This is a genomic window from Burkholderia sp. Ed8 (assembly GCF_040761425.1).
In the GTDB taxonomy this organism is placed as follows: domain Bacteria; phylum Pseudomonadota; class Gammaproteobacteria; order Burkholderiales; family Burkholderiaceae; genus Burkholderia; species Burkholderia seminalis.
This window is the reverse complement of sequence record NZ_CP142885.1, coordinates 954,675-980,629: the sequence shown is the minus strand read 5'-3', so window position 1 is coordinate 980,629 and position 25,955 is coordinate 954,675. Positions and strand designations below refer to the sequence as shown.

24 protein-coding genes are annotated in these 25,955 nt (G+C 69.3%); 16 read left to right on the top strand and 8 right to left on the bottom strand.

Annotated elements, in window-relative coordinates; genetic code table 11:
• Window positions 1-174: 174 nt before the first annotated feature.
• Complete coding sequence (locus VXM69_RS04640) at window positions 175-1,122, top strand: GlxA family transcriptional regulator (RefSeq protein WP_034188288.1); 948 nt, start codon at window positions 175-177, stop codon at window positions 1,120-1,122.
• 93 nt (window positions 1,123-1,215) lie between these two features.
• Here VXM69_RS04640 and VXM69_RS04635 read toward each other — a convergent pair whose 3' ends face one another.
• The 3 genes from VXM69_RS04635 to VXM69_RS04625 form a co-directional block, all read right to left on the bottom strand.
• Entirely contained in the window at window positions 1,216-1,698 is a 483-nt protein-coding gene (locus tag VXM69_RS04635) for an SgcJ/EcaC family oxidoreductase (RefSeq protein WP_367189225.1), read from the bottom strand.
• 121 nt (window positions 1,699-1,819) lie between these two features.
• A complete protein-coding gene (locus VXM69_RS04630) occupies window positions 1,820-2,674 on the bottom strand; it encodes a DJ-1/PfpI family protein (protein ID WP_059559583.1) in 855 nt (284 codons plus the stop codon).
• 151 nt (window positions 2,675-2,825) lie between these two features.
• On the bottom strand, window positions 2,826-3,572 hold the full coding sequence (locus tag VXM69_RS04625) for a glucose 1-dehydrogenase (protein WP_367189070.1): 747 nt from the start codon (window positions 3,570-3,572) through the stop codon (window positions 2,826-2,828).
• A 237-nt stretch (window positions 3,573-3,809) separates the two neighbouring features.
• Between VXM69_RS04625 and VXM69_RS04620 the strand changes: the two genes are divergently transcribed.
• Window positions 3,810-4,895, top strand: a complete 1,086-nt coding sequence (locus VXM69_RS04620) for a DUF1176 domain-containing protein (RefSeq protein ID WP_367189069.1) — start codon at window positions 3,810-3,812, stop codon at window positions 4,893-4,895.
• Window positions 4,896-5,164: 269 nt separating this feature from the next.
• Here VXM69_RS04620 and VXM69_RS04615 read toward each other — a convergent pair whose 3' ends face one another.
• The gene (locus VXM69_RS04615) at window positions 5,165-6,052 is read right to left on the bottom strand and encodes an IclR family transcriptional regulator (protein ID WP_034188293.1); all 888 of its coding nucleotides are present in this window, start codon (window positions 6,050-6,052) and stop codon (window positions 5,165-5,167) included.
• A gap of 294 nt (window positions 6,053-6,346) precedes the next feature.
• Between VXM69_RS04615 and VXM69_RS04610 the strand changes: the two genes are divergently transcribed.
• The 8 genes from VXM69_RS04610 (at window position 6,347) to VXM69_RS04575 (ending at window position 14,656) form a co-directional block, all read left to right on the top strand.
• Window positions 6,347-7,429 carry an ABC transporter ATP-binding protein gene (locus VXM69_RS04610; RefSeq protein WP_034188294.1) on the top strand — a complete coding sequence of 361 codons (1,083 nt, stop codon included), beginning with the start codon at window positions 6,347-6,349 and terminating at the stop codon, window positions 7,427-7,429.
• Window positions 7,430-8,407, top strand: a complete 978-nt coding sequence (locus VXM69_RS04605) for an ABC transporter permease (RefSeq protein WP_034188295.1) — start codon at window positions 7,430-7,432, stop codon at window positions 8,405-8,407. It begins immediately after the preceding gene.
• Window positions 8,404-9,198, top strand: coding sequence for an ABC transporter permease (locus VXM69_RS04600; RefSeq protein WP_034188296.1), 795 nt, complete (start codon window positions 8,404-8,406; stop codon window positions 9,196-9,198). The genes VXM69_RS04605 and VXM69_RS04600 overlap by 4 nt, the downstream gene beginning before the upstream one ends.
• Window positions 9,198-9,530 carry a (2Fe-2S)-binding protein gene (locus VXM69_RS04595; protein WP_367189068.1) on the top strand — a complete coding sequence of 111 codons (333 nt, stop codon included), beginning with the start codon at window positions 9,198-9,200 and terminating at the stop codon, window positions 9,528-9,530. The genes VXM69_RS04600 and VXM69_RS04595 overlap by 1 nt, the downstream gene beginning before the upstream one ends.
• Entirely contained in the window at window positions 9,527-10,966 is a 1,440-nt protein-coding gene (locus VXM69_RS04590) for an FAD-dependent oxidoreductase (RefSeq protein ID WP_367189067.1), read from the top strand. Before VXM69_RS04595 ends, VXM69_RS04590 begins: the two co-directional genes overlap by 4 nt.
• A complete protein-coding gene (locus VXM69_RS04585; protein WP_367189066.1) occupies window positions 10,959-12,110 on the top strand; it encodes an NAD(P)/FAD-dependent oxidoreductase in 1,152 nt (383 codons plus the stop codon). The genes VXM69_RS04590 and VXM69_RS04585 overlap by 8 nt, the downstream gene beginning before the upstream one ends.
• Window positions 12,107-13,153 (top strand): ABC transporter substrate-binding protein, encoded by a 1,047-nt coding sequence (locus VXM69_RS04580; RefSeq protein WP_069704520.1) that lies wholly within the window; start codon window positions 12,107-12,109, stop codon window positions 13,151-13,153. The genes VXM69_RS04585 and VXM69_RS04580 overlap by 4 nt, the downstream gene beginning before the upstream one ends.
• Window positions 13,154-13,318: 165 nt before the next feature.
• A complete protein-coding gene (locus tag VXM69_RS04575; protein WP_367189065.1) occupies window positions 13,319-14,656 on the top strand; it encodes an MFS transporter in 1,338 nt (445 codons plus the stop codon).
• Window positions 14,657-14,667: 11 nt separating this feature from the next.
• Here the strand turns inward: VXM69_RS04575 and VXM69_RS04570 are convergent, their stop codons facing one another.
• Window positions 14,668-15,678, bottom strand: coding sequence for a 3-hydroxybutyryl-CoA dehydrogenase (locus VXM69_RS04570; protein WP_367189064.1), 1,011 nt, complete (start codon window positions 15,676-15,678; stop codon window positions 14,668-14,670).
• The gene (locus VXM69_RS04565; protein WP_367189063.1) at window positions 15,675-16,781 is read right to left on the bottom strand and encodes an NAD/NADP octopine/nopaline dehydrogenase family protein; all 1,107 of its coding nucleotides are present in this window, start codon (window positions 16,779-16,781) and stop codon (window positions 15,675-15,677) included. The genes VXM69_RS04570 and VXM69_RS04565 overlap by 4 nt, the downstream gene beginning before the upstream one ends.
• 149 nt (window positions 16,782-16,930) lie before the next feature.
• Here VXM69_RS04565 and VXM69_RS04560 point away from each other — a divergent pair, with 149 nt between their 5' ends.
• On the top strand, window positions 16,931-17,899 hold the full coding sequence (locus VXM69_RS04560; RefSeq protein WP_124608055.1) for an AraC family transcriptional regulator: 969 nt from the start codon (window positions 16,931-16,933) through the stop codon (window positions 17,897-17,899).
• The gene (locus VXM69_RS04555; protein ID WP_367189062.1) at window positions 17,896-18,933 is read left to right on the top strand and encodes a LysR family transcriptional regulator; all 1,038 of its coding nucleotides are present in this window, start codon (window positions 17,896-17,898) and stop codon (window positions 18,931-18,933) included. The genes VXM69_RS04560 and VXM69_RS04555 overlap by 4 nt, the downstream gene beginning before the upstream one ends.
• Window positions 18,934-18,965: 32 nt before the next feature.
• On the opposite strand, the gene VXM69_RS04550 is transcribed toward VXM69_RS04555, so the two are convergent.
• On the bottom strand, window positions 18,966-20,084 hold the full coding sequence (locus VXM69_RS04550; protein WP_124608057.1) for a porin: 1,119 nt from the start codon (window positions 20,082-20,084) through the stop codon (window positions 18,966-18,968).
• A gap of 410 nt (window positions 20,085-20,494) precedes the next feature.
• On the opposite strand from VXM69_RS04550, the gene VXM69_RS04545 reads away from it, so the two are divergent.
• Window positions 20,495-21,892, top strand: coding sequence for a spinster family MFS transporter (locus tag VXM69_RS04545; RefSeq protein WP_367189061.1), 1,398 nt, complete (start codon window positions 20,495-20,497; stop codon window positions 21,890-21,892).
• Window positions 21,893-22,043: 151 nt separating this feature from the next.
• Window positions 22,044-23,033: a PDR/VanB family oxidoreductase gene (locus tag VXM69_RS04540; RefSeq protein WP_034188307.1), complete on the top strand. Its 990-nt coding sequence runs from the start codon at window positions 22,044-22,046 to the stop codon at window positions 23,031-23,033.
• 24 nt (window positions 23,034-23,057) lie between these two features.
• Here the strand turns inward: VXM69_RS04540 and VXM69_RS04535 are convergent, their stop codons facing one another.
• Window positions 23,058-23,978: a LysR family transcriptional regulator gene (locus VXM69_RS04535; RefSeq protein ID WP_049030804.1), complete on the bottom strand. Its 921-nt coding sequence runs from the start codon at window positions 23,976-23,978 to the stop codon at window positions 23,058-23,060.
• A gap of 139 nt (window positions 23,979-24,117) precedes the next feature.
• Here VXM69_RS04535 and VXM69_RS04530 point away from each other — a divergent pair, with 139 nt between their 5' ends.
• Both VXM69_RS04530 and VXM69_RS04525 read left to right on the top strand, forming a co-directional pair.
• Entirely contained in the window at window positions 24,118-25,401 is a 1,284-nt protein-coding gene (locus VXM69_RS04530; protein WP_059559616.1) for a Rieske 2Fe-2S domain-containing protein, read from the top strand.
• On the top strand, window positions 25,398-25,901 hold the full coding sequence (locus VXM69_RS04525; protein WP_049030802.1) for an aromatic-ring-hydroxylating dioxygenase subunit beta: 504 nt from the start codon (window positions 25,398-25,400) through the stop codon (window positions 25,899-25,901). Before VXM69_RS04530 ends, VXM69_RS04525 begins: the two co-directional genes overlap by 4 nt.
• The last annotated feature ends 54 nt before the right edge of the window (window positions 25,902-25,955 follow it).

The window sequence follows — 25,955 nt, the reverse complement described above, 5'->3', positions numbered from 1 at the left end:
CCGCAAACGGCGGGGCGCTTCGCGTTTCGCGTAAACATTTCGTCGCACCTTGCCGGCTGCGCGGCCATCGATGGCGCTGTCAACGACGTATTTCCCTCGTTTCGGGCCGAACGGCACGATTTGAGGGTTCTCGGTAAAATACGCCTCTCCGCGTTTCCGAGTTTCCGCGCTGTCATGCATCGAATTGGATTCTTCATTTGCCGCGGCTACGATGCACTCGACCTTGGCGGCCCGTTGTCGGCCTTCAATCAGGTGGCCACGGCGGCCGGCCATACGCCGTACGACCTTCATGTGATCTCGCCATCGGGCGGCCCGATTCCCGGCAATACGGGCCTTGCGATCGACACGAAACCGATCGGCAGGCGCACGTTCGACACCGTCGTGTTCGTGGGCGGCGACATCGCGCCGATGCAGACATCGGACAATATCGCCGCCGCCAGAAAACTGGCCGCCAGGACACCGCGGGTCGCCAGCGTGTGCACGGGCGCGTTTCTGCTCGCGGAAACCGGCTCGCTGGACGGCTTGAGGGCCGCGACGCACTGGCGATACGCCGCGCTGATGCAGTCGCGCTTCCCTCGCATCAAGGTCGACGGCGACAGCATCTATGTCGTGGACGGCCGCGTCTGGACGTCGGCGGGCATCGCCTCCGGCATCGACCTGGCGCTCGGCATCATTGAAAAGGACATGGGTGCGGAGATTGCACGCGCGGTCTCCAGGCTGCTGGTCGTTCCGTATCGACGACCCGGCGGGCAATCCCAGTTCTCCGCGATGTCGCAGATGGAACCGGAATCGGATCGCATCCGCATCGCGCTGAATTTCGCGCGGGAACATCTGGCGGAAGCATTGCCTGTCGAACGGCTGGCCGAGGCCGCGCGCTTGAGCTTGCGGCAGTTCGGCCGCGCCTTTCGCCGGGAAACCGGCGAAACGCCCGCGAAGGCGGTCGAGCGCTTGCGCGTCGAAGCCGCGCGGCTGCGCCTCCAGGGAGGCAGCGAACCGATCGAACAGATTGCGCTGGCGGTGGGATTCACCGATCCCGAACGGATGCGGCGAGCCTTCATCAAACTGCATGGGCACCCGCCGCAAGCGATTCGACGCGAGAGCCGGTCGAACGCAGCACGCTGATCGACCGCCTGGCCGCTCAGCGCGCTACGGGTTCGACGTCACTTCAACCGGCTGGTGACGCATCGGTACGCGACGCGCCCTGTCGCCTGACCTTCAATGGCCGTCGGTCTTGACGGGCGCGTAATCGCTCCACATGTCGCGATGCAGCTTCCACGCGCCGCCCTGCTTCAGAAAGACGAGCGTCTGCTTCGCGCGGATCTTGAGCTTGCCGTCGTGGTCGCGCACCTCCGCATCCGACACTTCCGTCACGGCCCGATCGCTACCGTAAAACTCGTAGTTGCTGAACGAGACGGTGCCGGGTTTCGATCCGGCATACCCGTTCAAGAAATATTCGACGATCGCGCGGCGCCCCGTGACCTTGTCGCCGCCGGGCGGCAGGAGCGCGCCGTCGTCGGTATAGAGGCGGCCGATCGCTTCATAGTCCCCTCGCGCGAAGGCGTCGGCCCAGCGCGCGTTTTCGGCCTTGATGGCCGCTTCGGGCAGACGTTGCGAACCGCCGGCAACAGCCGGCGCCGTGAATGCGAAAAGGGATACGCACGCTGCAAGCGCGGCTGTATAAAAACGAATCCGTTGCATCGAGTGATTTCCGGTTTGGGCTTGAATTGAAGCGGTTGCCCGATTGGGCGGTGGCGCAGGCAGCGTCGCCTGCGCCTTCATTGACGCCGGCGAATGGCATCGCAAACATGGGCCGAGGCGTTCAACGAACGCCGGGGATGCGCGCGAGCCCCCTGGATGCGCCGGGCAGTTCCTTGTCGACCATCGCGATCACTTCCGGTCGCGCGTCCCTCGGATGACCGGAATGGAACGGCGGAGCGGGATCGTATTCGATCACGAGCTGCGTGAATTCGGCGGCCCGTTGGCCGCGCAGCTTCGCGGCCACGCGCAGCGCGAAGTCGATGCCCGCCGTCACGCCGCCGCCGCTCATGAAGCGGCCGTCGTCGTCTTCGACGAAGCGCTCGGGAACGGGAATGGCGCCGTACTCGGCCAGCTTGTTGACGAACGCCCAATGACACGCGCTGCGCTTGCCGTTGAGCACGCCCGTCGCGGCAAGCACGAGCGATCCGTTGCAGACCGACGTCACGTGTTTCGCGCCTTGCGCCAGACGCCGGATCTGCGCCTGGTACGCCGGGCGCATCGGCGCGCTCAAATCGGACCCGCCGGGAACCAGAATCACGTCGGTCTTCTCGATATCGGCCAGCCGCTCGGTATTGCCGTACACGACGCCGAATTCGAGCGTCACGTTGCCGCCGTCGAGGCTCGCGTAGCGCACGTTCGTATTCGGCAGCCGGTGGAAAATCTCGCTCGGGCCCGCGAAATCGAGAAGCGTCCCTCCGTCGTAATTGACGATCAGGATATTGAGCGGCTCGTTCGGCGCGAGTACGCCGTCGCCGCCGGCCTGCGCGAGCGCGGGCGTGGCGTGTCCGAACAACGCCCCGCCGCCCAGCGCGGCGCCGAGCGCGGCGGCGCCACCCAGCCTGAGCGCATCGCGGCGCGAACGGCCGGCACGCGTGAGTTGATTGACGGACGCCTCGTTATCGCTACTGTCGGTCAAGATGATTTCTCCTTGCACTGCGGCCCCCTGCGAGCGCACCCAGGACGGGCCGGATTGAACAACCGCCACGACGCAAGACGTGGCGGGCGTGAGATCGGGTGGTGAATGCGCCGCGATGACGTGTCGGGCTCCGGCATCGCGCGCCGCGGCCTTAAAGCTGCGACGCACCGCCATCGACGACCAGTTCGGTGCCGACGACGTAGGACGATTCGTCGCTGGCCAGATAGAGCGCCGCGTAGGCGATGTCCTCGGCTTTGCCCATGCGGCCGACCGGAATCGCTTCGGCGAACTCGGCCTTGCGGTCGCGCACCCATTCGTCGGGCATGCCCCATTTGGAGAGCAGCGGCGTGTCGATCGCACCGGGCGCGATCGCGTTGAAGCGGATCTTCCGGTCGAGAAATTCGTAGGACCAGCTGCGGGCAAGCGAGCGCACGGCGGCCTTCGCGGCCGCGGTCAACGAGATGCCATGCTTGCCGGTCTGCGCGACGAACGAAGTATTTAGGATGACTGACGATCCTTCCCGCAAGTGCGGCAGCACCGCCTGAAGCGTGAACACCACGCCCTTGACGTTGATGTCCATGATCTGGTCGTAGAGCGCGTCGTCGATGTCGTTGACCGCGGACGGAAACGCCCAGCCGGCATTGGCGAACACGATATCCAGGCCGCCGAACCTTTCCTTGACGTCGGCGGCGATCGCCCGCATGTCGTCGAGCGAACGGACGTCGCCCTTGAGGACGATCGCCTGCTCGCCGAGCTCGGCCTTCACGCGTTCAAACACGCTATCGTCGCGGCCGGTCACCGCCACGCGGGCGCCTTGCGCAACGAACAGCTTCGCGGTGGCGAGACCGATGCCGCTGGTTCCGCCCGTGATCAACGCCGTCTTGTTCTTGAGCCTCATCTTCCGTTCCTTTTCATGTCGTGATTGATCGGGCCGAAAGCGCGAAACGCGTTCGCGTTCGTGCGCGGTTCCCGGCTTGACCTTCCACTGCAGTATGAAACGCGACGCCCATGGCGCAAAGGTCGTATAACCCTCGAAAAACGCCACTCAATCGGAACGGGCGACGGATCGGGATTTTTCATTTCCGGCGCCTCGGTTGCGCTACGATGCGCTTCATCCTCGACTCAGCGGAAAGACATGAGCACTCGATCCCTCAACGCACGCGCCGTGGTCATTGCCCTTTTCACGATCGCCGGCGCCCCGCTCGCCGCCGGCGCAACGCCGCCCCGGGAAGTCGGCGCGCCGAGCTACGACACCTACAAGTCGTGGTTGGTCGCCTGCGACAACGGCCTGACCTGCGAGGCGAAGGGTTTCGCGAGCGGCGGCGAAACCGGTGCGGACTTGCGCTTCATTCGCGCGGCCGGACCGAACGGCGCGCTCGAAGCGCGGGTGAGCGTGGCCACCGACACCCGTGACGATCTCGGCGATCTGCGGATTGACGGCGCGCCGCTGCAACTGGACGAGTCGGCCTGGCATATCAAGGTCGACCACACCGACAACATCGCAACCTTGTCGACCACGCGGCCGGCCGCCGTCGCCGCATTCGTCTCCCGGCTTCGCAACGGCGCGAAGCTCGCGCTCGGATCGGATGCAAGCACCTACATTCCGCTCGACGGCATGGTCGCCGCCCTCTTGCGCATCGACGAGCGGCAGGGGCGCGCCGGCAGCGTGACCGCATTGATCCGCAAAGGCGCGGCCCCCGCGTCGCAGGTCCCGCCCGCTCCGCCGCTGCCGGTCGTGCCGGCGCGGAAGATCGCCGCGCAGCTGTCCGCGCAGGAGGAAAAGAGCTTGATCGCGCGCACGAAACGTGTCCGGGATGCCAGCACGTGCGAAGAGAATGCGTCGAAGTATCTCGAAGAGGCGGCGTATGCGCTCGACGCCAGAACGGCGCTGGTTTTTCTTCCCTGCATTCAAGGCGCGTACCAGGGATCGTCGGACGTGTTCATCGCCCCGCGCACGGGTGGCGGAGCGCCGGAGCCCGTCAAGCTGAGCGATGCAGAGGGCGGCACGTCGGACGCCTTGCTGTTCGAACCGAACTTCGATCCCGCTACCGGCACCCTGTCGACTTTCGGCAAAGGACGCGGGCTGACCGATTGCGGGTTTCGGGCCGAATGGATCTGGGATGACCAGGCCTTTCGCATGTCGTCCGCGGCCCGGCAGGAAACGTGCGGCGGTGTCGCGCCCGGCGACTGGCCCACGCTCTATCGGTCGCGAAGGAAGTAACGCCACGCTCGCCCGCGACGACGCGCGGCCGCCGACCATCGTCGTGCATACGTCGGCCGCGTTCGCGGAACACGTCACGCGATAGACAGGCATGTTCATCGGCATCATGCGCGGCCGGAACAGGTCGACGAGGACAATCGTCGACGAACCCGCACAGCGTCACCGTCGACTGCGCGTGCGCGGCACCGGCCCGCTGGACAACACACGCTTTGATCGGACGTGAATGGCGCGCGTCGGCAAGCCGACGAAACGGCGACGCGCGACGTGCGTTAGACGGTTTTCCCCGACAGCCCGTGCATCGGCCGCCGCAACGCGGCGTCGAACGGATTGGTACGCGGGCCGATCGCGTCGGCCTGGCGCCGCAGCAGTTCGACGACCATCGGCATGCGGTCGTCGCCGAGGCGCGACGCGAGCGTGCCGACGCTCAACGCGCCGACCGGATAACCGGTGCGATCGAGGATCGGCACCGCGACGCCAGCCATCCCGTCGAGCACGCCGCTGTTGCGGCCCGCGTAGCCGAGTTGCCGCACGCGTTCGATCTCGGTGCGCAGGTACACCTCGTCGAGCACGCCGTAGCCGCGAATGCGCGGCACGTTGAAGCGGATCACTTCCTCGCGTTCGGCTTCGGGCAGGAACGCGAGGATCGCGAGGCTGCCTTGCCCGACGCCGAGCGCGATGCGTCCGCCGATGTCGCCGGTAAACGAGCGGATCGGAAACGGCCCTTCGCACAGGTCGAGACACACGGCGTCGAAGCCGCTCTTCACGAGCAGGAAGATGGTCTCGCCGAGGCTCGCGCACAGCCTCAGCAGTGCGGGACGGCACAGCGTGCGCATGCTGCTCGGGTTGCCGGCCTGCGCGGCGAGCGCGAAGAAGTCGACGCTCAGCCGGTACAGCTTCGACTGCTCGTCCTGTTCGACCATCCCTTCGGCGATCAGCGATTGCAGGATCCGGTGCGCGGTGCCCTGCGTGAGCCCGACGGCCTTCGCCAGATGCGTGACGCGCACGCCATCCTGCTGCATGCCGGCCAGCGCGCGCAGGATCGCGAACGCGCGCTGCAGCATGCCGGTGCCCGGCGCGCCGGCCGCATCGGCGGTGTCCACGTCCGGGCGCGGCGCGCGTGCGGCCGGCGACGTTCCGGTCGAATGGGGTTCCTGCATGCCGGCTCTCCTCGATGATTTCACTGAACGGAATACGGTAGCCGTCATTGTCGTCCCGCCGAAATTCCACGGGCATCCGGGTGTGCACGGGATTGACGCGCGCGTTTCGCGGCTCGGCCACACGCCACCCAACGGAACGATTCGCACGCGATTTCGCCATCCGTTCCATTCAACGGAATTTTTCCGAAATTCCTCCCGTTCAGCAGAATTCGAAATTGACGCGCCGAAATATGGCTGGCTAGAGTCCGCGACATCGGTACACCGGCCACGCGGTGTGCGAACCCGGAGCTTCCCATGTCGTTTCTCACGCTTACGGACCTGACGAAAACCTTCGGCGAACTCACCGCCGTCGCCGACGTCAACCTGTCGGTCGAACAAGGCGAGTTCGTGTCGCTGCTCGGCCCGTCCGGCTGCGGCAAGACCACCACGCTGCAGATGATCGCGGGCTTCGTCGACGTCACGCGCGGCCGCATCGCGCTCGACGGGCAGGACATCACGCACCTGAAGCCGAACCGGCGCGGGCTCGGCATCGTGTTCCAGAGTTATGCGCTGTTTCCGCACATGAGCGTCGCGGAGAACGTCGGCTTCGGCCTCGACATGCGCGGCGTCGACAAAGCCGAGCGCGCCGAACGCATCCGTGCGGCGCTCGCGCTCGTGCGTCTCGACACGCTCGCGCACCGCTTCCCGCGCGAGCTGTCGGGCGGCCAGCGGCAACGCGTCGCGATCGCGCGCGCGGTCGTGATCGAGCCGCCGGTGCTGCTGCTCGACGAACCGATGTCGAACCTCGACGCGAAGCTGCGCGAGGACATGCAGTTCGAGCTGCGCGCGATCCAGCGCAAGATCGGCACGACGACGATCATGGTCACGCACGATCAGTCGGAAGCGCTGTCGATCAGCGATCGCGTGGTCGTGATGGAAGCCGGCCGCATCACGCAGACCGATACGCCGTACCGCGCGTACGAGCGCCCGGAAAACCGCTTCGTGTCGCAGTTCATCGGCAAGGCGAACCTGCTGCCCGGCACGATCGTCGCGCACGACGGCGACGCCATGCGCATCGACCTCGGGCACGACCTCGCCGAGACGGGCCGCACCGCGCACCTGCCGCCGCGCGAGCGCGACATGCGCGTCGGCGATGCGGTGTCGGTCTGCATCCGTCCCGAGAAGCTGCGGCTGTGCGCGCCCGATGCGGGCCGCTTCGCCGCGACCGTCACGAGCCGCTTCTTCCTCGGCAGCCAGTGGCTGTACCGCGTCGACAGCGCGCTCGGCGAAGTGCTCGTGTGCTGCCAGAACGAAGGCGCGGAGCCGCTTTCGGAAGGCGCGCCGGTCGGGATCGACTGGCACAGCGACGCGGTGCGCGTGATGCGCCGGGAGGCCTGAATGGGACAGCCTGTCCGCCCGCTCCCGACCGACGGCGCGCCGGCCGCGCTCGCGGCCGCGGTTTCCGCCGACGCCGTACCGGCACGCGCCGCCGCCGCGCACGCGATGCGCGCGACCTGGCGCGCGCATGCGCCGCTGTGGCTGATGTGCGCGCCCGCGTTCGTGCTGTTCGCCGCGCTCGTGCTCGTGCCGCTCGCGATGACGTTCGTGCTGACCTTCTACCGCTTCGACCCGGCCACCGGCCCGATCGCCGCGTTCCAGTTCGGCAACTACGCGGACGTGCTCGGCTCGTCGTACTTCCACACGATCTTCGCGCGCACGTTCGGCATCGCCGCGCTGACGACCGCGATCTGCGTCGCGATCGGCACGCCGGAAGCATACGTGCTGTCGAAAATGCGCGACCCGTGGCGCTCGCTGTTCCTGCTCGCGATCCTCGCGCCGCTGCTGGTGTCGGTGGTCGTGCGCGCGTTCGGCTGGAGCATGCTGCTGAACACGAGCGGGCTCGTGAACCAGGCGCTCGGGCTCGCCGGCCTCGGGCCGTACAAGCTCGAATACACGACCTTCGCGATCGTGATCGCGCTGGTGCACGTGATGCTGCCGTTCATGGTGATTCCCGTATGGACCGCGCTGCAGCGGCTCGATCCGCAGACCGAGCACGCGGCGCTGTCGCTCGGCGCATCGCCGTTCACGACGCTGCGCCGCATCGTGCTGCCGCAACTGATGCCGGGCGTGCTGTCGGGCAGCCTGATGGTGTTCGGGCTGTCGGCGAGCGCGTTCGCGATCCCCGGCCTGCTCGGCGGACGCCGGCTGAAGGTCGCGGCCACGGCCGTCTACGACGAATTCCTCGGCTCGCTGAACTGGCCGCTCGGCGCGACGATCGCGGTGCTGCTGCTGGTGGCGAACCTCGTCGTGATGCTCACCTACTACCGCGTGCTCGAACGCCGCTACGCGCGCAGCCTCGGAGGCGCATCGCGATGAGAAAGAACGGCCCCGTTGCCCTCGCCTTCCACACGCTCGTGATCCTGTTCGTGCTCGCGCCGCTCGTGATCGTCGTGCTCGTCGCGTTCACGCCCGACGAAACGCTGACGCTGCCGACCCGCGGGCTGTCGCTGCGCTGGTTCCGCGCGATCCTCGACTATCCCGACTTCGTCACCGCGTTCCTCAACAGCGTGAAGCTCGCGTTCGCGTCGGCCACGCTGTCGCTCGCGATCGCGCTGCCGGCGGGCCTCGCCATCGGCCGCGCGGCGTTTCCCGGCCGCGCGTTCCTGAACGGGCTGCTGCTGTCGCCGCTCGTGATTCCCGGTCTCGTGCTCGGCATCGCGCTGCTGCGTTTCTTCGCGTTGATCGGCGCGACTGGCTCGTTCGCCTGGCTCGTGCTCGCGCACATGATCGTCATCACGCCGTTCGTGATGCGGCTCGTGCTCGCGTCCGTCGCGGGCCTCGACCGCAGCATCGAGCAGGCCGCGTGCTCGCTCGGCGCGGACCCGTGGACGACCTTCCGGCGCATCACGCTGCCGATGATCGTGCCCGGCATCACGGGCGGCTGGCTGCTCGCGTTCATCAACAGCTTCGACGAACTGACGATGTCGATCTTCGTCACGTCGCCGCAGACGGTCACGCTGCCCGTGCGCATGTACATGTACGCGACCGAATCGATCGACCCGATGATGGCGTCGGTGTCGGCGCTCGTCATCTTCATCACCGCCGGCGCGATGCTGCTGCTCGATCGCGTGTACGGCCTGAACCGCATCCTGATCGGCCAACACTGATGACGACTTCCGTTTCCCGTTCCACCGACGGCGCACAGTTCGTGCGCCTCGCCGAACGCGAGCGCGCCACCGTCGCGTTCACGCTCGACGGCCGCCCCGCGCAGGCGCTCGCCGGCGATACCGTGCTCACCGCGATCCTCGTCGCGCAGCGCCGCGTGCGCGTGAGCGAATTCAGCGGCCAGCCGCGCGCGGGCTTCTGCCTGATCGGCGCGTGCCAGGACTGCTGGGTGCGCACCGAAGCCGGCGCGCGCGTGCGCGCATGCTCGACGCCGATCGCCGACGGCATGCGGATTGTCACGGCCGCCGGGCCCGCGAGCGGAGACGCATCGTGAGCGCCGGGCTGCAACCGGTGATCGTCGGCGCCGGGCCGGCCGGCGTGCGCGCGGCCGAAGCGCTGGTCGACGCGGGGCTGCGCCCCGTCGTGATCGACGAAAACGCGCGCTGGGGCGGGCAGATCTACCGGCAACCGCCGGCCGGCGGCGCATTCACGCGCGGCAAGCGCACGCTGTACGGTTTCGAGGCGGCCAAGGCCGACGCGGTGCACCGGACGATGGCCGCGCTGCTGCCGCAGGTCGACTACCGGCCGAATACGCTCGCGTGGTCGTGCGGCGCGGGCCGCGTCGACACGCTGCAGGACGGCCGCGAAGTGACGGTGCCGTACTCGCACCTGATCGTCGCGAGCGGCGCGACCGACCGCCTGCTGCCCGTGCCGGGCTGGACGCTCGCGGGCGTGTATACGCTCGGCGGCGCACAGGTGGCGCTGAAGGCGCAGGGCTGCGCGATCGGCCGGCGCATCGTGTTCGCGGGCACGGGCCCGCTGCTTTACCTCGTCGCCTACCAGTATGCGAAGGCCGGCGCGCACGTCGCGGCCGTCCTCGACACGAGCCCGCTGCGCCGCCAGGCCGCCGCCGCGCCCGCGCTGCTGCGCGTGCCGTCGACCTTCGCGAAGGGGCTCTATTACATCGGCTGGCTGCGCGCGCGGGGCGTCGCGATCGAAACGGGCGTCACGCTCGAGCGCGTGCTCGGCGACCGGCATGTGACGGGACTGGCGTGGCGCGCCGCCGGTGACGGCGACGGCGTCCCGCCGCGCCGGCTCGACTGCGACGCGCTCGGCCTCGGCTTCGGCCTGCGGTCCGAAACGCAGCTCGCCGATCTCGCCGGCTGCCGGTTCGGGTTCGACCCGCTCAATCGTGCGTGGCTGCCCGAGCGCGACGCGGCCGGCCGCACGTCGGTGCGCGGCCTGTACGTCGCCGGCGACGGCGCGGGCATCGCGGGTGCCGACGCGGCCGAAGCATCGGGCCGGCGGGCGGCGCTCGCATTGCTCGACGACGCCGGCATCGCGTCGCCGTCGTTATCCGGCAAACCCGACGCGGCAACGCTCGAACGCACGCTCGCACGCATCGGCGCATTCCGCGCGGGCCTCGAAACGGCGTTCGCGCCGCCGGTCGAGCTGGCCGCGCACTGCCCCGACGACACGATCGTGTGCCGCTGCGAGGAAATCGACGCCGGCACGCTGCGGCGCTGCGTCCGCGACGGCGCGGCGACCGAACTGAACCGGCTGAAGGCGCTGACACGCGTCGGCATGGGTCGCTGCCAGGGCCGCATGTGCGGCGACGCCGCCGCGCTCGTGCTGGCCGCCGCAACCGCGCGCCCGCTCGCCGACGTCGGCCGGTTGCGTGCGCAACCGCCCGTGAAGCCGTTCCCGATCTCGGCCGCGCTCACGGGCGACGATGTCGCGGCGATTCCCGACGAGGCGCGCGATGAGTGAGCGCCCGCATTACGACGTCGCGATCGTCGGCGGCGGCCTCGTCGGCGCGTCGGCCGCCCTCGCGCTGACGCGCCGCGGCTTGCGCACCGGGCTGTTCGAACGGCGCGATTGCGGCGCGCAGGCGAGCGGCGTGAACTACGGCGGCGTGCGCTGCCAGGGCCGGCCGGCCGAGCAACTGCCGCTCGCGCTGCGTGCGCGGCGCATCTGGGACCGCCTGCCCGAACTGATCGGCATCGACGGCGAATTCGTCGTGTCGGGCCATCTGCGGCTCGCGCGCAGCGACGCCGATCTCGACGCGCTCGACGCGTACGCGGCGCTCGCCGGCGAACACGGCTTGCCGCTGCAGGTGATGCGCGGCGACGCATTCCGCCGCCGCTACCCGTGGCTCGGCCGCGCGGCGCTCGGCGGCTCGCTGTGCGAAACCGACGGCCATGCGAACCCGCGCCTCGTGTCGCCCGCGTTCGCGCGCGCGGCCCGCGCGGCGGGCACGGACGTGTTCGAGCACACGCCCGTCGACGACGTGCACCACGACGGCGCGCGCTTTCACTTTCAGGCCGGCGGCCGCGCATGCACCGCGACGTGGCTGATCAACTCGGCCGGCGCGTGGGCGAACACGATCGCCGAACGCTTCGGCGAAGCCGTGCCGATGGAGCCGATCTATCCGAACATGTGGGTGACCGAACCGCTGCCGCCGTTCATCACGCACAACCTCGGCGTATACGGCGGCGGCGTGTACGCGCGGCAGGTCGCGCGCGGCAACTGCGTGATCGGCGGCGGGCGCGGCCGCGGCGACGGCGAATTCGGCCAGCCGTCGGTCGATACGACGCGCGCCGTGATGCGCGACGCATGCGCGCTGCTGCCCGCGCTGCGCGATGCGCTGCTGATCCGCACCTGGAGCGGCGTCGAAGGCTGCACGCCCGACCACAACCCAATCATCGGCGCGAGCCGCACGACGCCGCGCCTGCTGCATGCGTTCGGCTTTTCCGGCGGCGGCTTCCTGCTCGCGCCGGGCGTCGGCGACGTGCTCGCCGACCTCGTCACGACCGGCGAAACCGCCACGCCACTCGATGCATTCTCGATCGGCCGCTTCGCACCGCAAACCGCGCCGACCGCCCCTTTCCGTCAAGAGGAGACCCACAAATGAAACTGCTCGGAACGATCGCGGCGGCCGCCGCCCTCTGCCTCGCGGGCGCCGGCGCGCCCGCGTTCGCGCAAACGAAGACGATCTACGTCGGCATGAACGGCGGGCCGATGGAGAAGGCCTATACGAGCCAGGTGCTGCCCGACTTCGAGAAAGCGAACAACGTGAAGGTGGTCGTCGTGCCCGGCACGTCGTCGGACGTGCTCGCGAAGTTGCTCGCGAACCGCAACAAGCCGCAGATCCACGTCGCGTTCCTCGACGACGGCGTGATGGCGCGCGCGGTCAGCCTCGGCGTGTGCCAGAAGCTCGACGATTCGCCGGTGCTGAAGGAGCTGTATCCGTTCGCGCGGATGAAGGACGACGTCGGCGCGGGCGTGCAGCTCGGGATGACCGGCATCGCGTACAACCGGAAACTGTTCACGGAGAAAGGCTGGGCGCCGCCGACGTCGTGGCTGGACTTCGCCGACCCGAAATACAAGGGCAAGGTCGTGTTCCAGTCGGCGTCGAGCAGCACGTTCGGGCTGCACGGCTTCCTCGCGATCAACCGGCTGCTGGGCGGCAACGAGCAGAACGTCGAGCCCGGCTTCAGCAAGTGGGCGAGCACGGTCGGGCCGAACGTCGTCGAGTACATCCCGAACTCGGCGAAGATCTCCGAGATGGTGCAGACCGGCGAAGCCGGCTTGTTCCCGCTCACGCCGACCGGCGTCGGCGACCTGCAGGACAAGGGCATTCCCGTCGCGTACGCGAACCCGAAGGAAGGCCCCGTGCTGCTGCTCGTCGACCTGTGCGTGGTCGCGAACAACCCCGATCCGCAGCTCGCGCAGAAGCTCGCGCAGTTCCTGCTGTCCGCGCCCGCGCAGACGAAGGCGGCCGAGGCCGGCAAGCAGATCCCGACCAACCGCCTCGCGAAGATGCCTGCCGCGATGCAGCAGAGCCTCGGCAACGTCGACGATCTCGTGCGCAAGGTGACGGTGGTCGACTGGGCCGCGATCAACGCGCGCCGCGCGCAGTGGGATACGCGCTGGAACCGGCAGATCGAGCGGTAACCGGCCCCGGCGCGCGGCGGCACGGGACCGCGCGCCGCGACCATCATTTGCGGGAGTGATGACACTCCCCTTTTTCTGCGGATTTGACCGGGACGCGGCGGGCCGACAACACTAGCCCGCAGTGCTGCACGAGACGGCACGCGCCCGCCCCCTTCAGAGTCCGCCATGTACCCGACCGACACCGTGCAATCCCCGAGCGCCGCCCGGCCGCTCGCCGACCGGCAGCTGCGCCGGATCGTCATCGCCTCCGTCGCCGGCAACGCGATGGAGTGGTACGACTTCTTCGTGTACGGCACGGCCGCCGCGCTCGTGTTCGGCCATGTGTTCTTTCCGCCCGGCGCATCGCCGCTCGCGGGCAGCCTCGCCGCGTTCGCGGCGTTCGCGCTCGGCTTCGTCGCGCGCCCGCTCGGCGGGATCGTGTTCGGCCACGTCGGCGATCGTTACGGGCGCAAGGCGTCGCTCGTGTGGACGCTGCTGATCATGGGCGCGTCGACCTTCGCGATCGGCCTGCTGCCGACCTATGCGCAGATCGGGTTGTGGGCGCCGGCCGCGCTCGTCGTGCTGCGCCTGCTGCAGGGCATCGCGTCCGGCGGCGAATGGGGCGGCGGTGTACTGATGATCAGCGAGAACGCGCCGCCGGAGCAGCGCGGCTACTACGCGGCGTGGAGCCAGCTCGGCGTGGGCGGCGGCTTCGTCCTGTCGTCGGCCGCGTTCCTGGCCGCGCAGACGCTGCCGGACGACCTGTTCCGCACCTGGGGCTGGCGGCTGCCGTTCCTCGCGAGCATCGTCATCTTCGCGATCGGCATCTATATCCGCCGCCACCTGCCGGAAAGCCGCGACTTCGAGCAGGCCGGCCAGCGCGGCGCGCACACGCATCTGCCGATCGTCGAGTGCATCCGCCGCCATCCGAAGGAAATCCTGCTCGCGATGGGGCTGCGCGTGGCCGAAAACGGCGGTGCGTACATCTTTCTCGCGTTCTCGCTCGTCTACGGCAAGTACCTCGGCATCCCGAACGGCGTGATGCTGACCGGCGTGATGATCGCGATGATCGTCGAGATGGGCGCGATGCTCGCGTGGGGCCGGCTGTCCGACCGGATCGGCCGCAAGCCCGTGTACCTGATCGGCGCGCTGAGCCTCGTCGCATGCGCGTTTCCGTTCTTCTGGCTGCTCGATACGCGCGCGACGCCGCTCGTCTGGCTCGCGCTGACGGTCGGCACGGCCGTGAGCCACGGCGCGATGATCGGTACGCTGCCCGCGCTCGTCGGCGAGCTGTTCAGCACCGAGGTACGCTACTCGGGCGTCGCGCTCGGGCATGAGGTCGCGTCGATCTTCGCGGGCGGGATGTCGCCGCTGATCGCCACCGCGCTGCTCACGCGCTATCACGCGTCGTGGCCCGTGTCGCTGTTCCTCGTCGCGCTCGGCCTCGTGACCGTCGCGACCCTGTGCGTGATGCGCGAGACGCGCACCCCGCACGCCGACGGTTCACGCGGCGACGCCGCATGATCGCGCGACGGTCAGCGCCCGACGTCGCGCCGCGCGCCGTCGAACGCCGGCGCGAGCCCCAGGTGCTCGAGCAGCCGCGCGAATTCGCCGAGCCGCTGCCGCATGTACGCGGGGACGTCGACGTCCGCATAGTCGTGGAAACCCGCGCCGGTACGCACGCCGTCGCGCCCGGCTTCCATGTTGCGCACGACGCTCGCGGCCGGGGCGAAGCGCGGGCCGATCTCGCCGGCCAGATACCGCGACGCGTAGTACAGGATGTCGCAGCCGCCCCAGTCGATGAATTCGAGCAGCCCGAGCACCGCGAAGCGTGGCCCGAAGCCGGTGCGGATCGCCGTGTCGATATCCTCCGCGCTGGCGACACCCTCCTCGACCATCCGCGCGGCCTCGTTCATCGCGAGCGCCTGGATGCGCGGCACGATATAGCCGGGCGCCGGCCCGCAGATCACCGGCTTCTTGCCGACGCGTCCGAGCAGCGCGGCAAGCATGTCGACGACGGACGGATCCGTCGCGTCGCTGCGGCTGATCTCGACGAGCGGCATCAGCAGCGCGGGATTGAGCCAGTGCGCGTTCAGCATCCGCGCGGGATAAGCAACATGGCGCTGCAGCTCCGTGACGACGAACGTCGACGTGGTCGACGCGATCGTTGCCCGGGCATCGACGTGCTCGCCGAGCCAGCGCAGCGCGTCGGCTTTCGCGTCCAGCACCTCGGGCAGCGCCTCGAACACGACATCGGCGTCACGCACCGCGTCCGCCGCGCCGTCGTGCGAGACGAGTGCGATGCGCGCGACGACCGCTGCGGCCTGCGCGGCATCGATGCCGCCGAGCGCGACCTGCGCGTGCAGCGGCCCGGCGATCCCGTCGCGCGTGCGCTCGCCGAACGCGCGCCAGCCGGCCGCATCGCGCCGCTTGAAGTCGATCAGCGTCACGTCGAGGCCCGCGTATGCGAACACGAGCGCGATCCCCTGCCCCATGCGCCCCGCGCCGAGCACGTGGATGCGCGTCACATCGGCGGCCGCCTTCATGCCGAGTACCCGTTGTCGAGCAGCGCGCGCAGCGCGTCGTTCGACAGCGCGGCCAGCCCGAGCCGCTCCAGCGTGCGGCCTTCCGCGTACAGGTCGCGCTCCGCGACCGCGCTCGCGATGCTCAGCAGCCCCTGCGCGACCGGCGTCGGCACGCCGGCCCGGCGCCCGCACGACACGACGAACGACAGCCCGAGCCGGGTGTCCTCGAGCATGTAGCGATGCGTGCGCAGATCGATCTTCTCGCGCCAGTCGCCGCTCTCGGTCAGCTTGCCGTGCGCGCCGCGCCCGTACATCCACTCGTCCCCTTCGGCCGCGTAGTGATCCGCGAGCGGGAAATGCGGCGCGCGGTAACCGAGCGCCTCGCGCACCGCGATGCGCTCGGCGTCGAGCGCGTTCGTCACGCGGCGGATCGACGGCTGCGTGCCCTCGTTGTGGATGTCCCACGCGTCGAAGTGCTCGAGCGGCCCGGCGTTCATCAGGATCAACGGCGGATGGATCACCGGGCCTGCGTTCATCAGCGCGCCGGACAACGCATCCTCGACCGGCTCGAGCGACGGATAGCCCGCGCGCAGCACGTCGAACGCCCAGCCGGCCGCGCTCGCCGGCAACACGCCGGTCGGCAGGCGCGTCGCATAGGCGCTGATCACCACCTCGTTGTCGCCATGCTTGCGCACGAGATACGGCAGCGTGCCCGTTTCGGCGAACGCGACGCGCGAACGGTTGCCGGCATCGGCCGCCGCGCGCGCGAACACGAAGCTGCCGAACGTGCCCGGCGGCAGGAACACGACCTGGCCGTCCGCCAGCAGCGGCGCGACCTGCGCGGCGAGTGCATCGTGCGACGTGGACGGCAGCGGCACCACGACGAGCCGCGCGCCGCGCAGTGCGGCCGCGAGATCGTCGGTCAGGCGGATCGCGCCGGGCGCATCGCCGAGCGTCACCGCGCGCTTGCCGCGATAGTCGGTCACGTTCAGCACGCCAAGCTCGCGCAGCCGCGCGTGCGGCTCCCGGTCGCGCCGCCACCACGTCACGTCGTGGCCCTTCTCGAGCAGGTCGATGGCCGCCGCATGGCAGCCGTGGCCGCCGCCCAGAACACATACCTTCATTGCCGTCTCCCGGTGATTGAGTGTTTCCGAGACTACGCGGCGGCCCGCGCCGCGTCGCTTCAAAACGCGCAACGACACGCCCGTTCGCGCAACGCAATCGCGGCGCCGCGCATCCCGCCGCGCCCCGGCATCCGCCACGAGGTCTACGAATGGACATCGCCCTTTCCCGCCATGCGCCGAACCGGCTGGGCACGCTGCAGGCGCCCGACGACGTCGAACGCGCGGTCGCGCACCGGCTCGGGCCGCACCGGATGGCCGCGTGCGGCCGCGATCCGTTTCATGCGGAGCTGTACGAAGTGCCGCTGCACCACGGCGCGCTGCTTGAACTCTGCTACGGCCGCGAAACGCACATCGAGTTCGGCGACGACGCCGATCATTTCCTGTTCAGGCTGACGCTCGCCGGCGCGTGCGAGCTGCGGGCCGGCAATGTCGTTGCGCGCGCGGGCCCCGGCGAGCTGACGGTGTCGTCGCCCGCGCGCGCGAGCCGCCTGCGCACGAGCCCCGATTGCCGCAATCTCGTGCTGCGCCTCGAGCGCGGCGCGCTCGAACGCAAGCTGCAGGACATGCTGCAGACGACACTCACGCGGCCGCTGCAGTTCGCGCTCGCGAGCGGCGACACGGGCGCCGCGCTCGTCTTGCCCACCTTCGAATACCTGTGCCGGCTGGGCGCCCGGCCGGGCATCGGCACCGCGTCGCCCATATTCGGCGCGGACCTCACCGCGTGGCTGATGTCGCTGCTGCTCACGCACCTGCCGCATGCGTACAGCGACGCGCTCGCGCACCGTACGCCGCCGCTGCCGGCATACGTGCGCCGCGCGTGCGACCACGTCGATGCGCATCTCGGCGAGCCGCTCGCGCTCGCCGCGCTGGCGGCCGTCGCGGGCGTCGCCCCGCGCACGCTGCAGCACGCGTTCCGCGCGTTCCTGGACACCACCCCCGCCGCGTACGTGCGCGAACGCCGGCTCACGGCCGTACACGCGGCGCTGCAACGCGGCGACGCGCGCAGCGTGACCGACGTGCTGATCGCGCACGGCGTCCACGGTTTCGGCCATTTCGCGAAGGCCTATGCGCGGCGTTACGGCCATGCGCCTTCCGTTACCGCGAGGCAGACACGATGATGCACGCCGCAACCGGCCGCCCGCTGATGCCGGCCCGCCCCGAACCTTCATCGCACGACGCCGACTCGCCCGACGGCTTGCGCGTGCAGGATCTCGATCTCAACCTGTTGAAGACGTTTCGCGCGGTCTACGAGGAGCGGCACGTGGGCCGCGCGGCGCTACGGCTCGGCGTCACGCAGCCGTCGGTCAGCCATGCGCTCGGCCGGCTGCGGCTGATGTTCCGCGACGCGCTGTTCGTGCGCACCGGCACCGGCGTCGAACCGACGCCGCGCGCGCAGCGGCTCGCGATCTCGGTCGACAAGGCGCTCGCGATCCTGCAGGACGTGCTCGACGAAGGGTCGCGTTTCACGCCCGACAGCACGCAGCGCGTGTTCCGCCTGCACATGAGCGATTTCGCGGCGAGCGCGTTCCTGCCGACGCTGCTCGCCGCGTTCGACCGCCGCGCGCCGGGCGCGGTGATCGAGACGCTGCACGTCGACGAATGCCAGCTCAACGTCGCGCTCGAATCGGGGCGCATCGACTTCGCGCTCGGGCATTTCGCCGACGCCTCGAGCCACTTCCAGCGCACCGCGCTGCTGCACGAGCGCTGCGTGCTGCTGATGCCGCGCCGCACCGCGCGGCGCGCCGGGCTGCCCGACGATTTCGTGCTCGACGGCGCCGCGCCCGACGCGCTGCGCTTCGTCGCGGTCACGTCGCATCCGCAGTCGATGCAACTGCTCGAACGGCACGCGCTGATGCCGCGCGTGCGCGCCGCGTTGCCCGATTTCATGGTGGTGCCCGCGCTGCTGCAGCACGGCGATTACGCGCTGATCCTGCCGGAGACGATCGCGATCACGTTCGCCGCGCGGCAGCCGTGCGTGCTGTACGAGATCGCGGGTGCCGGCGAATGGGCCGTCAACGCGTACTGGCACCGGCGCTTCGACGCGGACCCCGGCCATCGCTGGCTGCGCGCGCTGCTGCTCGAGTTGTTCAACATCGGCGAGCAGGCGCCGTTCGACGCATGGCTCGCGCCGCAGCCGCCCGCCTGCGCGTAGCGGCCCGAGCGGGCGCGGCGCGGGCGAGACGCTCAGAACGCCGTGAGGATGCCCGCGACGATCGAGCTGGCGGTGGCGCCCGGCCTGGCGACCGCGACGCCGCCGCCCGCCGCGCCGTTGACGACGAAGCGCGCATGCGCGCCGTTGCGCACCATCGCGGCGCCCGTGTACAGCACCGTGCGCTTCGACAGCGGATAGTCGAACCGGATGCCGTACGAATCGGCGTTGCCGTCGCTGTCCGCGACCTTCCGGTAATGGCCGACGCTCAACAGCAGCGACGCGCGCCCGATCGGCACCGTCGCGCTCAGCTCCATGATGTCGCTGTGCGGATACGCGCTCTGGCTGTCGATCGCGGCCGCGACGTCGGGGCCGCCGCGATGGCGCAGGTACAGCGCGGCGACCTTCACGACGTTGAAGTCGTACGAAATCGCGCCGAGCGTGTAGTTGCCGTTCGCGGCCGGGCTGGTGTCGCCGAGCGCGGAGGCCGCCACGGGGCTGAACTTCTGCTGCATGTAGTCGACGTCGACCGACAGGCCGCCGCGCACGTAGTTGATGCCCGCGCCATACGTGTCGCCGAGCGTCGCCGGCTGCCCGGCCGCGCCGTTGGTGCCGCGCGCGGCCATCGCGCGCAGCATGAAGCCCGCGTAGCGCGGCGACGTGTAGCGCATCGCGTTGCGCACGCGCAGGAACGCGGGGCCGACGAAATTGTTGGTCGCGTTGCCCCACGCGAGCCCCGCGCCGAGGCCCGGCAGGCTGTACGTGACGAGCGTCGTATGCAGGATCGTGTAAAGCTCGCCGAACTGCACGCCGCCGAACGGCCCCGTGATGCCGACCCACGCTTCGCGGCCGAACAGCGCGCTGCCGTTCGACAGCGCGCCGCTGCCCGCGTTGAAACCGTCCTCGAGCTTGAAGATCGTCGCGTAGCCGCCGCCGAGATCCTCGACGCCCTTCAGCCCCCACTGCGACGCCCACAAGTTGCCGCTGCCCATGCGCGCCACATGGTTCGGCCCGGCATTCGCGTATTCGACCGCGGTATCGATGCGGCCGTAGAGCGTCACGCTCGATTGCGCGGCGGCCGGCAGCGCGGCGCAGGCGAGCAGCGCGGCAAGCGGTACGGCAAGCCGGTCGGCCCGCCCGTTCGGTTGGTTCATCTTCGTCGTCCCGTAGAAGTGCCGGCGTCGGTCGGCGCCGCGCCGCGTGGTGTGATGCGCGTTCGCCGCCAACGGCCAACGCTGCCGATCAAAAACGGGCCGAGTCTAGAAACGACAATTTCGGATGTCGACGCAACGCGCGCCATAACGCTTATAGATGCGCCGCATGATGCGCGCGCGCCCCGCCGCACGCGTGCCGCGCGGCGGCCCGTGAGCACGGCCTCGGTGTTTTCTTTATCCGGGTCGGTAAATGTCCGTGTGGCGCCGCTGTCACTCCGCCTATGGCAGCCGAATTTGGCCGACTACGCTGCGTCTCCGATCGTGTCACCCGCACGCTTTCGCGCCGCGACGGCGCCCGGCCCGCAAGGCCGCTGCCGCGCTTTTCCACCGCCCGCTCCTGGAGAATCCGCATGTCCGCATCCCCGGCCCGCGCTGCCGACGGCAAGCGCTATACGTACGAATGGTATGTCGTCGTCATCTGCATGCTCGCGTACGTCTTTTCGTTCGTCGACCGCCAGGTCCTCGTGCTGATGATCGAGCCGATCAAGCGCGACCTGCACCTGTCCGACACGCAGTTCAGCCTGCTCAACGGCTTCGCGTTCTCGCTGTTCTACGCGGTGATGGGGCTGCCCGTCGCGTATCTCGCCGATCGTTACGCGCGCCCGCGCATCATCTCGCTCGGCATCGCGCTGTGGAGCGTCGCGACGGCCGCATGCGGGCTCAGCCAGCAGTTCGTGCAGAAGTTCGTCGCGCGGATGGGCGTGGGCGTCGGCGAGGCCGCGCTGTCGCCCGGCGCGTATTCGATGCTCGCCGACTACTTCCCGAAGGAGAAGCTCGGGCGCGCGATCGCCGTGTATTCGCTCGGCTCGTTCATCGGCGGCGGCGTCGCGTTCCTGATCGGCGGCTACGTGATCGCGCTGCTCAAGCATGCGAGCGCGTTCACGCTGCCCGTCGTCGGGCAGGTGCATGCATGGCAGGTCACGTTCCTGATCGTCGGGCTGCCGGGGATCCTCGTCGCGCTGCTGTTCGCCGCGACCGTGCGCGACCCGCAGCGCAAGGGGCTCGCGCAGGATCGCTCGGGCGCCGTGCGGCGCGTGTCGATGCGCGACTCGCTGCGCTTCGTCGGCACGCATCGGGCGACCTTCTCGTGCCACTACCTCGGTTTCTCGTTCTATGCGATGACGCTGTACTGCCTGCTGAGCTGGACGCCCGCGTTCTATATCCGCCGCTTCGGGATGACGGCCGTCGAAGCCGGCTACACGCTCGGCATCGTGCTGCTGGTCGCGAACACGGCCGGCGTGTTCTGCGGCGGCTGGCTCAACGACTGGCTGCTGCGGCGCGGCCGTGCCGATGCGCCGATGCGCGCGGGCGCGCTCGGCGCCGCCTGCATGGTGATTCCCGCCACGCTGTTCACGCAGCTCGACAGCCTGCCGGCGTCGCTGGCCATGCTCGTCGTCGCGATGTTCTTCGCGTCGTTCCCGATGCCGACGTCGACCGCCGCGATGCAGACGCTCGCGCCGAACCAGATGCGCGCGCAGATCTCCGCGCTGTTCCTGCTCGTGTCGAACCTGATCGCGCTCGGGATCGGCACGACCGTCGTCGCGCTGTTCACCGATCGGGTGTTCGGCGCGCCGGCCGCGGTCGGCCATTCGATGTCGATCGTCAACGTCGCGGCGGCCACGCTCGCGGCGTTGCTGCTCGCCGCCGGCTGCCGGCACTATCGCCGCAGCCTCGATCGCGAACGCGGCCAGGCAGCGGCGCCGCCGCTGCCGGCAGCCGATGCGGGCGACGCGATCGCCGTGCGGTGAGCGCCGTCGCGCCAACCGACCATTATCCGCCCCACTGATTAGGACATTGCTTTTTAATCGATTTGATTTATGCGACGCCCGTCCCTATTCTCGATCGCATGACGGCGCCGTGCCTGCCGCGCCGCGCTCCTCCCACCCCACGGAATTTTCCATGCAAGCGAACCGCCACCAGGTCCGGATCGACGCGCTGATCGACGCGGCGCAGGACATCCGCTGTTTCCGGGTTTCGCGCGTCGACGGCCAGCCGTTCGACGCGTACGAACCGGGCGCCCATATCGACGTCACCGCGCCGTCCGGCATCACGCGGCAATACTCGCTGTGCGGCGACCCCGACGAGCGCGGCAGCTACCTGTTCGCGGTGAAGAAGGAAGCGCGGTCGCGCGGCGGCTCGCGTTCGCTGCACGACGACGTGGCCGTCGGCGCCGAGCTGTCGATCGGCGCGCCGCGCAACCTGTTTCGCCTGACGGACGACGCGAGCGAGCACGTGCTGATCGCGGCCGGCATCGGCATCACGCCGCTGCTGTCGATGGCGTACGCGCTGCACAAGCGCGGCGCGCGCTACCAGTTGCATTACTTCGCGCGCAGCCGCGAGCACGCGGCCTTTGTCGACGCGCTGTCGGCCGAGCCGTTCGCGCCGCACGTGACGTTCCACTACGGTGTCGAGCCCGATACGCTCGCGGCCGAACTCGGCCGCTGCGTCGCGCCGATCGATGCTCGCGCGCATGTCTACACGTGCGGCCCGGGGCCGTTCATGGACGCGGTCGTCGCGGCGGCCGCGACGCGCGTGCCCGACGATTCGATCCATCTCGAACGTTTCGCGGCGGAACCCGTCGCCGCCGAGGCGGGCAAGACCGGCGCCGATCCCGGTCCGGTCGACGGCTTCGAGGTACGGCTGCAACGCAGCGGACAATCGGTGCGCGTGACGCCCGACACGTCGATCGTCGACGCGCTCGCGCGCATCGGCATCGAAGTCGATACGTCATGCGGCGAAGGCGTGTGCGGCACCTGCATGGTGCCCGTCCTCGACGGCGAGCCCGATCATCGCGACCACTGCCTCAGCAAGGCCGAACGCGCGAGCAACACGGTGATCTGCTGCTGCGTGTCGCGCGCGCGCTCGGCGGTGCTGGTGCTCGATCTCTGAGATTCGACGCGCGCGTCGCGGCCGTCATGCGTCGTCGAAACGCTCGACGATCTCGGCGAGCAGCGCACGCATCCATGCGTTGCCCTCGTCCTCGTGGAAATGCTCGTGCCAGTGCATCGTCACCGGTGCGGGCGGCAGCATGACGGGCAGGTCATAGAGGCGGAACGCGTTGTCGCGGTTCAGGATCTGCGCGAGCCGCCTCGGCAGCGTCGCATAGAGATCGGTGACCGACAGCACGCTCGGCAGCGCGACGAAGTGCGGGACTTCCAGCGCGATGTTGCGGCCCACGCCCTGCGCGCGCAATGCGTCGTCGAGCGCGTGATGGCTGTGCTCGACCGACTTCACGTTGACGTGCGCGGCGCGCACGAATGGCTCGAGACCCAGCGCGGCGCCGGCCGGCAACCCGCGCCGGCGGCCCGTCATGCACACGTAGGTTTCCTCGAACAGCACCTGGTGACGCGTGCGCGGCATCAGCTCCGGCAGGTTGCCGATCGCGAAATCCAGCCGGCTCGCCCGCAACGCTTCCTCGATCTCCTCCACCGGCAGCGGCTGCACGCTCAGCGTCACGCGCGGCGCGCGCTCGCGCAGCGCCCGGCAGATCGCCGGCAGGTACGCCATCTCGCCCGCATCCGACAGCGACAGCCGGAACGTGCGCGTGCTGGTGGCCGGATCGAAACGCTCCGCGTAGCGCAGCGCCACGCGCACCATGTCGAGCGCCTTGCCGACGATGCCGGCCAGCTCCAGCGCGACCGGCGTCGGCTGCATGCCCGAGCGCGTGCGCACGAACAGCGGATCGTCGAACAGCGTGCGCAGCCGGCCGAGCGAATAGCTGACGGCCGGCTGCGACAGCGCAAGCCGCTCGCCGGCCTTCGTCAGGCTGCGCTCCTCGACGATCGCCTGGAATACGCGCAACAGGTTCAGATCGAGATGATCGACCGACGTCATTGTAGCCTCCATCATTTGCCGCATTTATTGAACGGCCAATTTTAGATCAATTTGACGGATATGTAGCGGAAGACGAGACTGGGTACTCGATGCCGCGCGCGACGCGGCCCGATTTCGCAGCTCTTTCCCCACGACGACGATGAGCGACATTGCCTACCAGACGATCGACACCCGTGCGCTGCACGGTCTCGTGCAACCCGACCGCATCGCGCCCGCGATGTATCACGACCCCGCGCTGTTCGAAGCCGAGCTCGACCGCATCTTCTACCGCACCTGGATCTGGGTCGCGCACGAGAGCGAGCTGCCGAACCCCGGCGACTTCATCACGACGACGATCGGCCGCCAGCCGGTAATCGTCGTGCGCGACAGGACGGGCGAAATCAACGTGCTGCAGAACCGCTGCCGCCATCGCGGCGCGACCGTGTGCGAAGCGCACAAGGGCAACGCGAAAGGCTTCACGTGCCCGTATCACAGCTGGTCGTACGCACTCGACGGCACGCTGCGCGCGCTGCCGTACGGCGACGGCTACGAAGGCGTGTGCGAGAAAGGCGACCTGCCGCTCGTGAAGCTGCGCGTCGGCGTGTACCAGGGGCTGATCTTCGCGAGCTTCAACGACGCCGTTGAGCCGCTCGAGGATTTCCTCGGCGGCGCGAAGCCGTGGATCGACCTGTTCATGAAACAGGGCGCCGGTTACCCGATCAAGGCGAACGGCGAGCACAAGTTCAAGTTCAAGGGCAACTGGAAGATCCAGCTCGAGAACACCACCGATCTCTACCACTTTCCGGTCGTGCACAAGTCGTGGATGAAGTCGATCGACGACGAGACGGCCGCCGCGATCACGAGCTTCATGACGAGCGAGGACGCGTTCTGCCGCGGGCTCGGCAACGGCCACAGCCTCGCGGTGCTGATGCCCGAGCTGATCGATCTCGACGAAGACGACGGCGCGCCGCTGCCCGAGCGCTTCGCGCCGCTCGCGGCCACGCTCGCCGAACGTCACGCGCCGGACGAGGTGCGCCGCATCGTGCGCTCGCTGATGGGCGTCGGCTTCAACCTGAACCTGTTCCCGAACCTCGCGCTGTCGATGGCGTTCTTCCGCGTGCTGCGGCCGATCTCCGCGAACGAAACCGAGATTCGCCACGTCGCGCTCGCGATGGACGGCGGCCCCGACGAAGCGAACCGCGAGCGGTTGCGGATTCACGAGCACTTCCAGGGCCCGTTCGGCTTCGGCAGCCCCGACGACGCGGAAGCGTGGGAGCGCGTGCAGCGCGGCGCGCATGCGGGCCCCGACGTGCCGATCCTCGTGAACCGCGGGCTGAACCGCGAAACGACCGCCGCGAACGGCGAAAAGACCGCCCATGCGACCGACGAGACCGGCATGCGCGAGGCCTACCAGCAATGGCGCAAGATGATGGAGCAACGATGATGGACGACCGCAACGCCCTCTTTTCCGAGCAGACCTTCGCCCGCGCGGTCGAATTCGTGTGGCGCGAAGCCGAGATGCTCGACCGCCGCGACTACCGCGCCTGGCTCGACCTGTGGGAGCCCGCCGGCCACTACGTGGTGCCGATCGACCCCGATGCGACCGATTTCGCGGCGACGCTGAACTACGTGTTCGACGACCACGACATGCGCGAGAAGCGCGTGCAGCGGATGGTGTCCGGCTATTCGGCCTCGGCGACCGACGCGGCGCGCACGGTGCGCACCGTGTCGCGCTTCACGCTGGAAAGCGGCGGCGCCGACACCGTCGCGCTGAAATCGGCGCAGGTCGTCGTCGCGTACAAGCGCGGCGCCGCGACGCTGTTCGCGGCCGACGTCACGCACACGCTGCACGTCGATGCCGAAGGCGAGATGCGGATCGCGGAGAAGGTCGTGCGCCTGATCGACTCGACCGAAGCACTCAGCGCGATCGGCTTCCTGCTGTAAGCCGCGGCCGGTTCACCGCTGCAAGTGCAAAGGTGAGCCGGCAACCTTCACCTT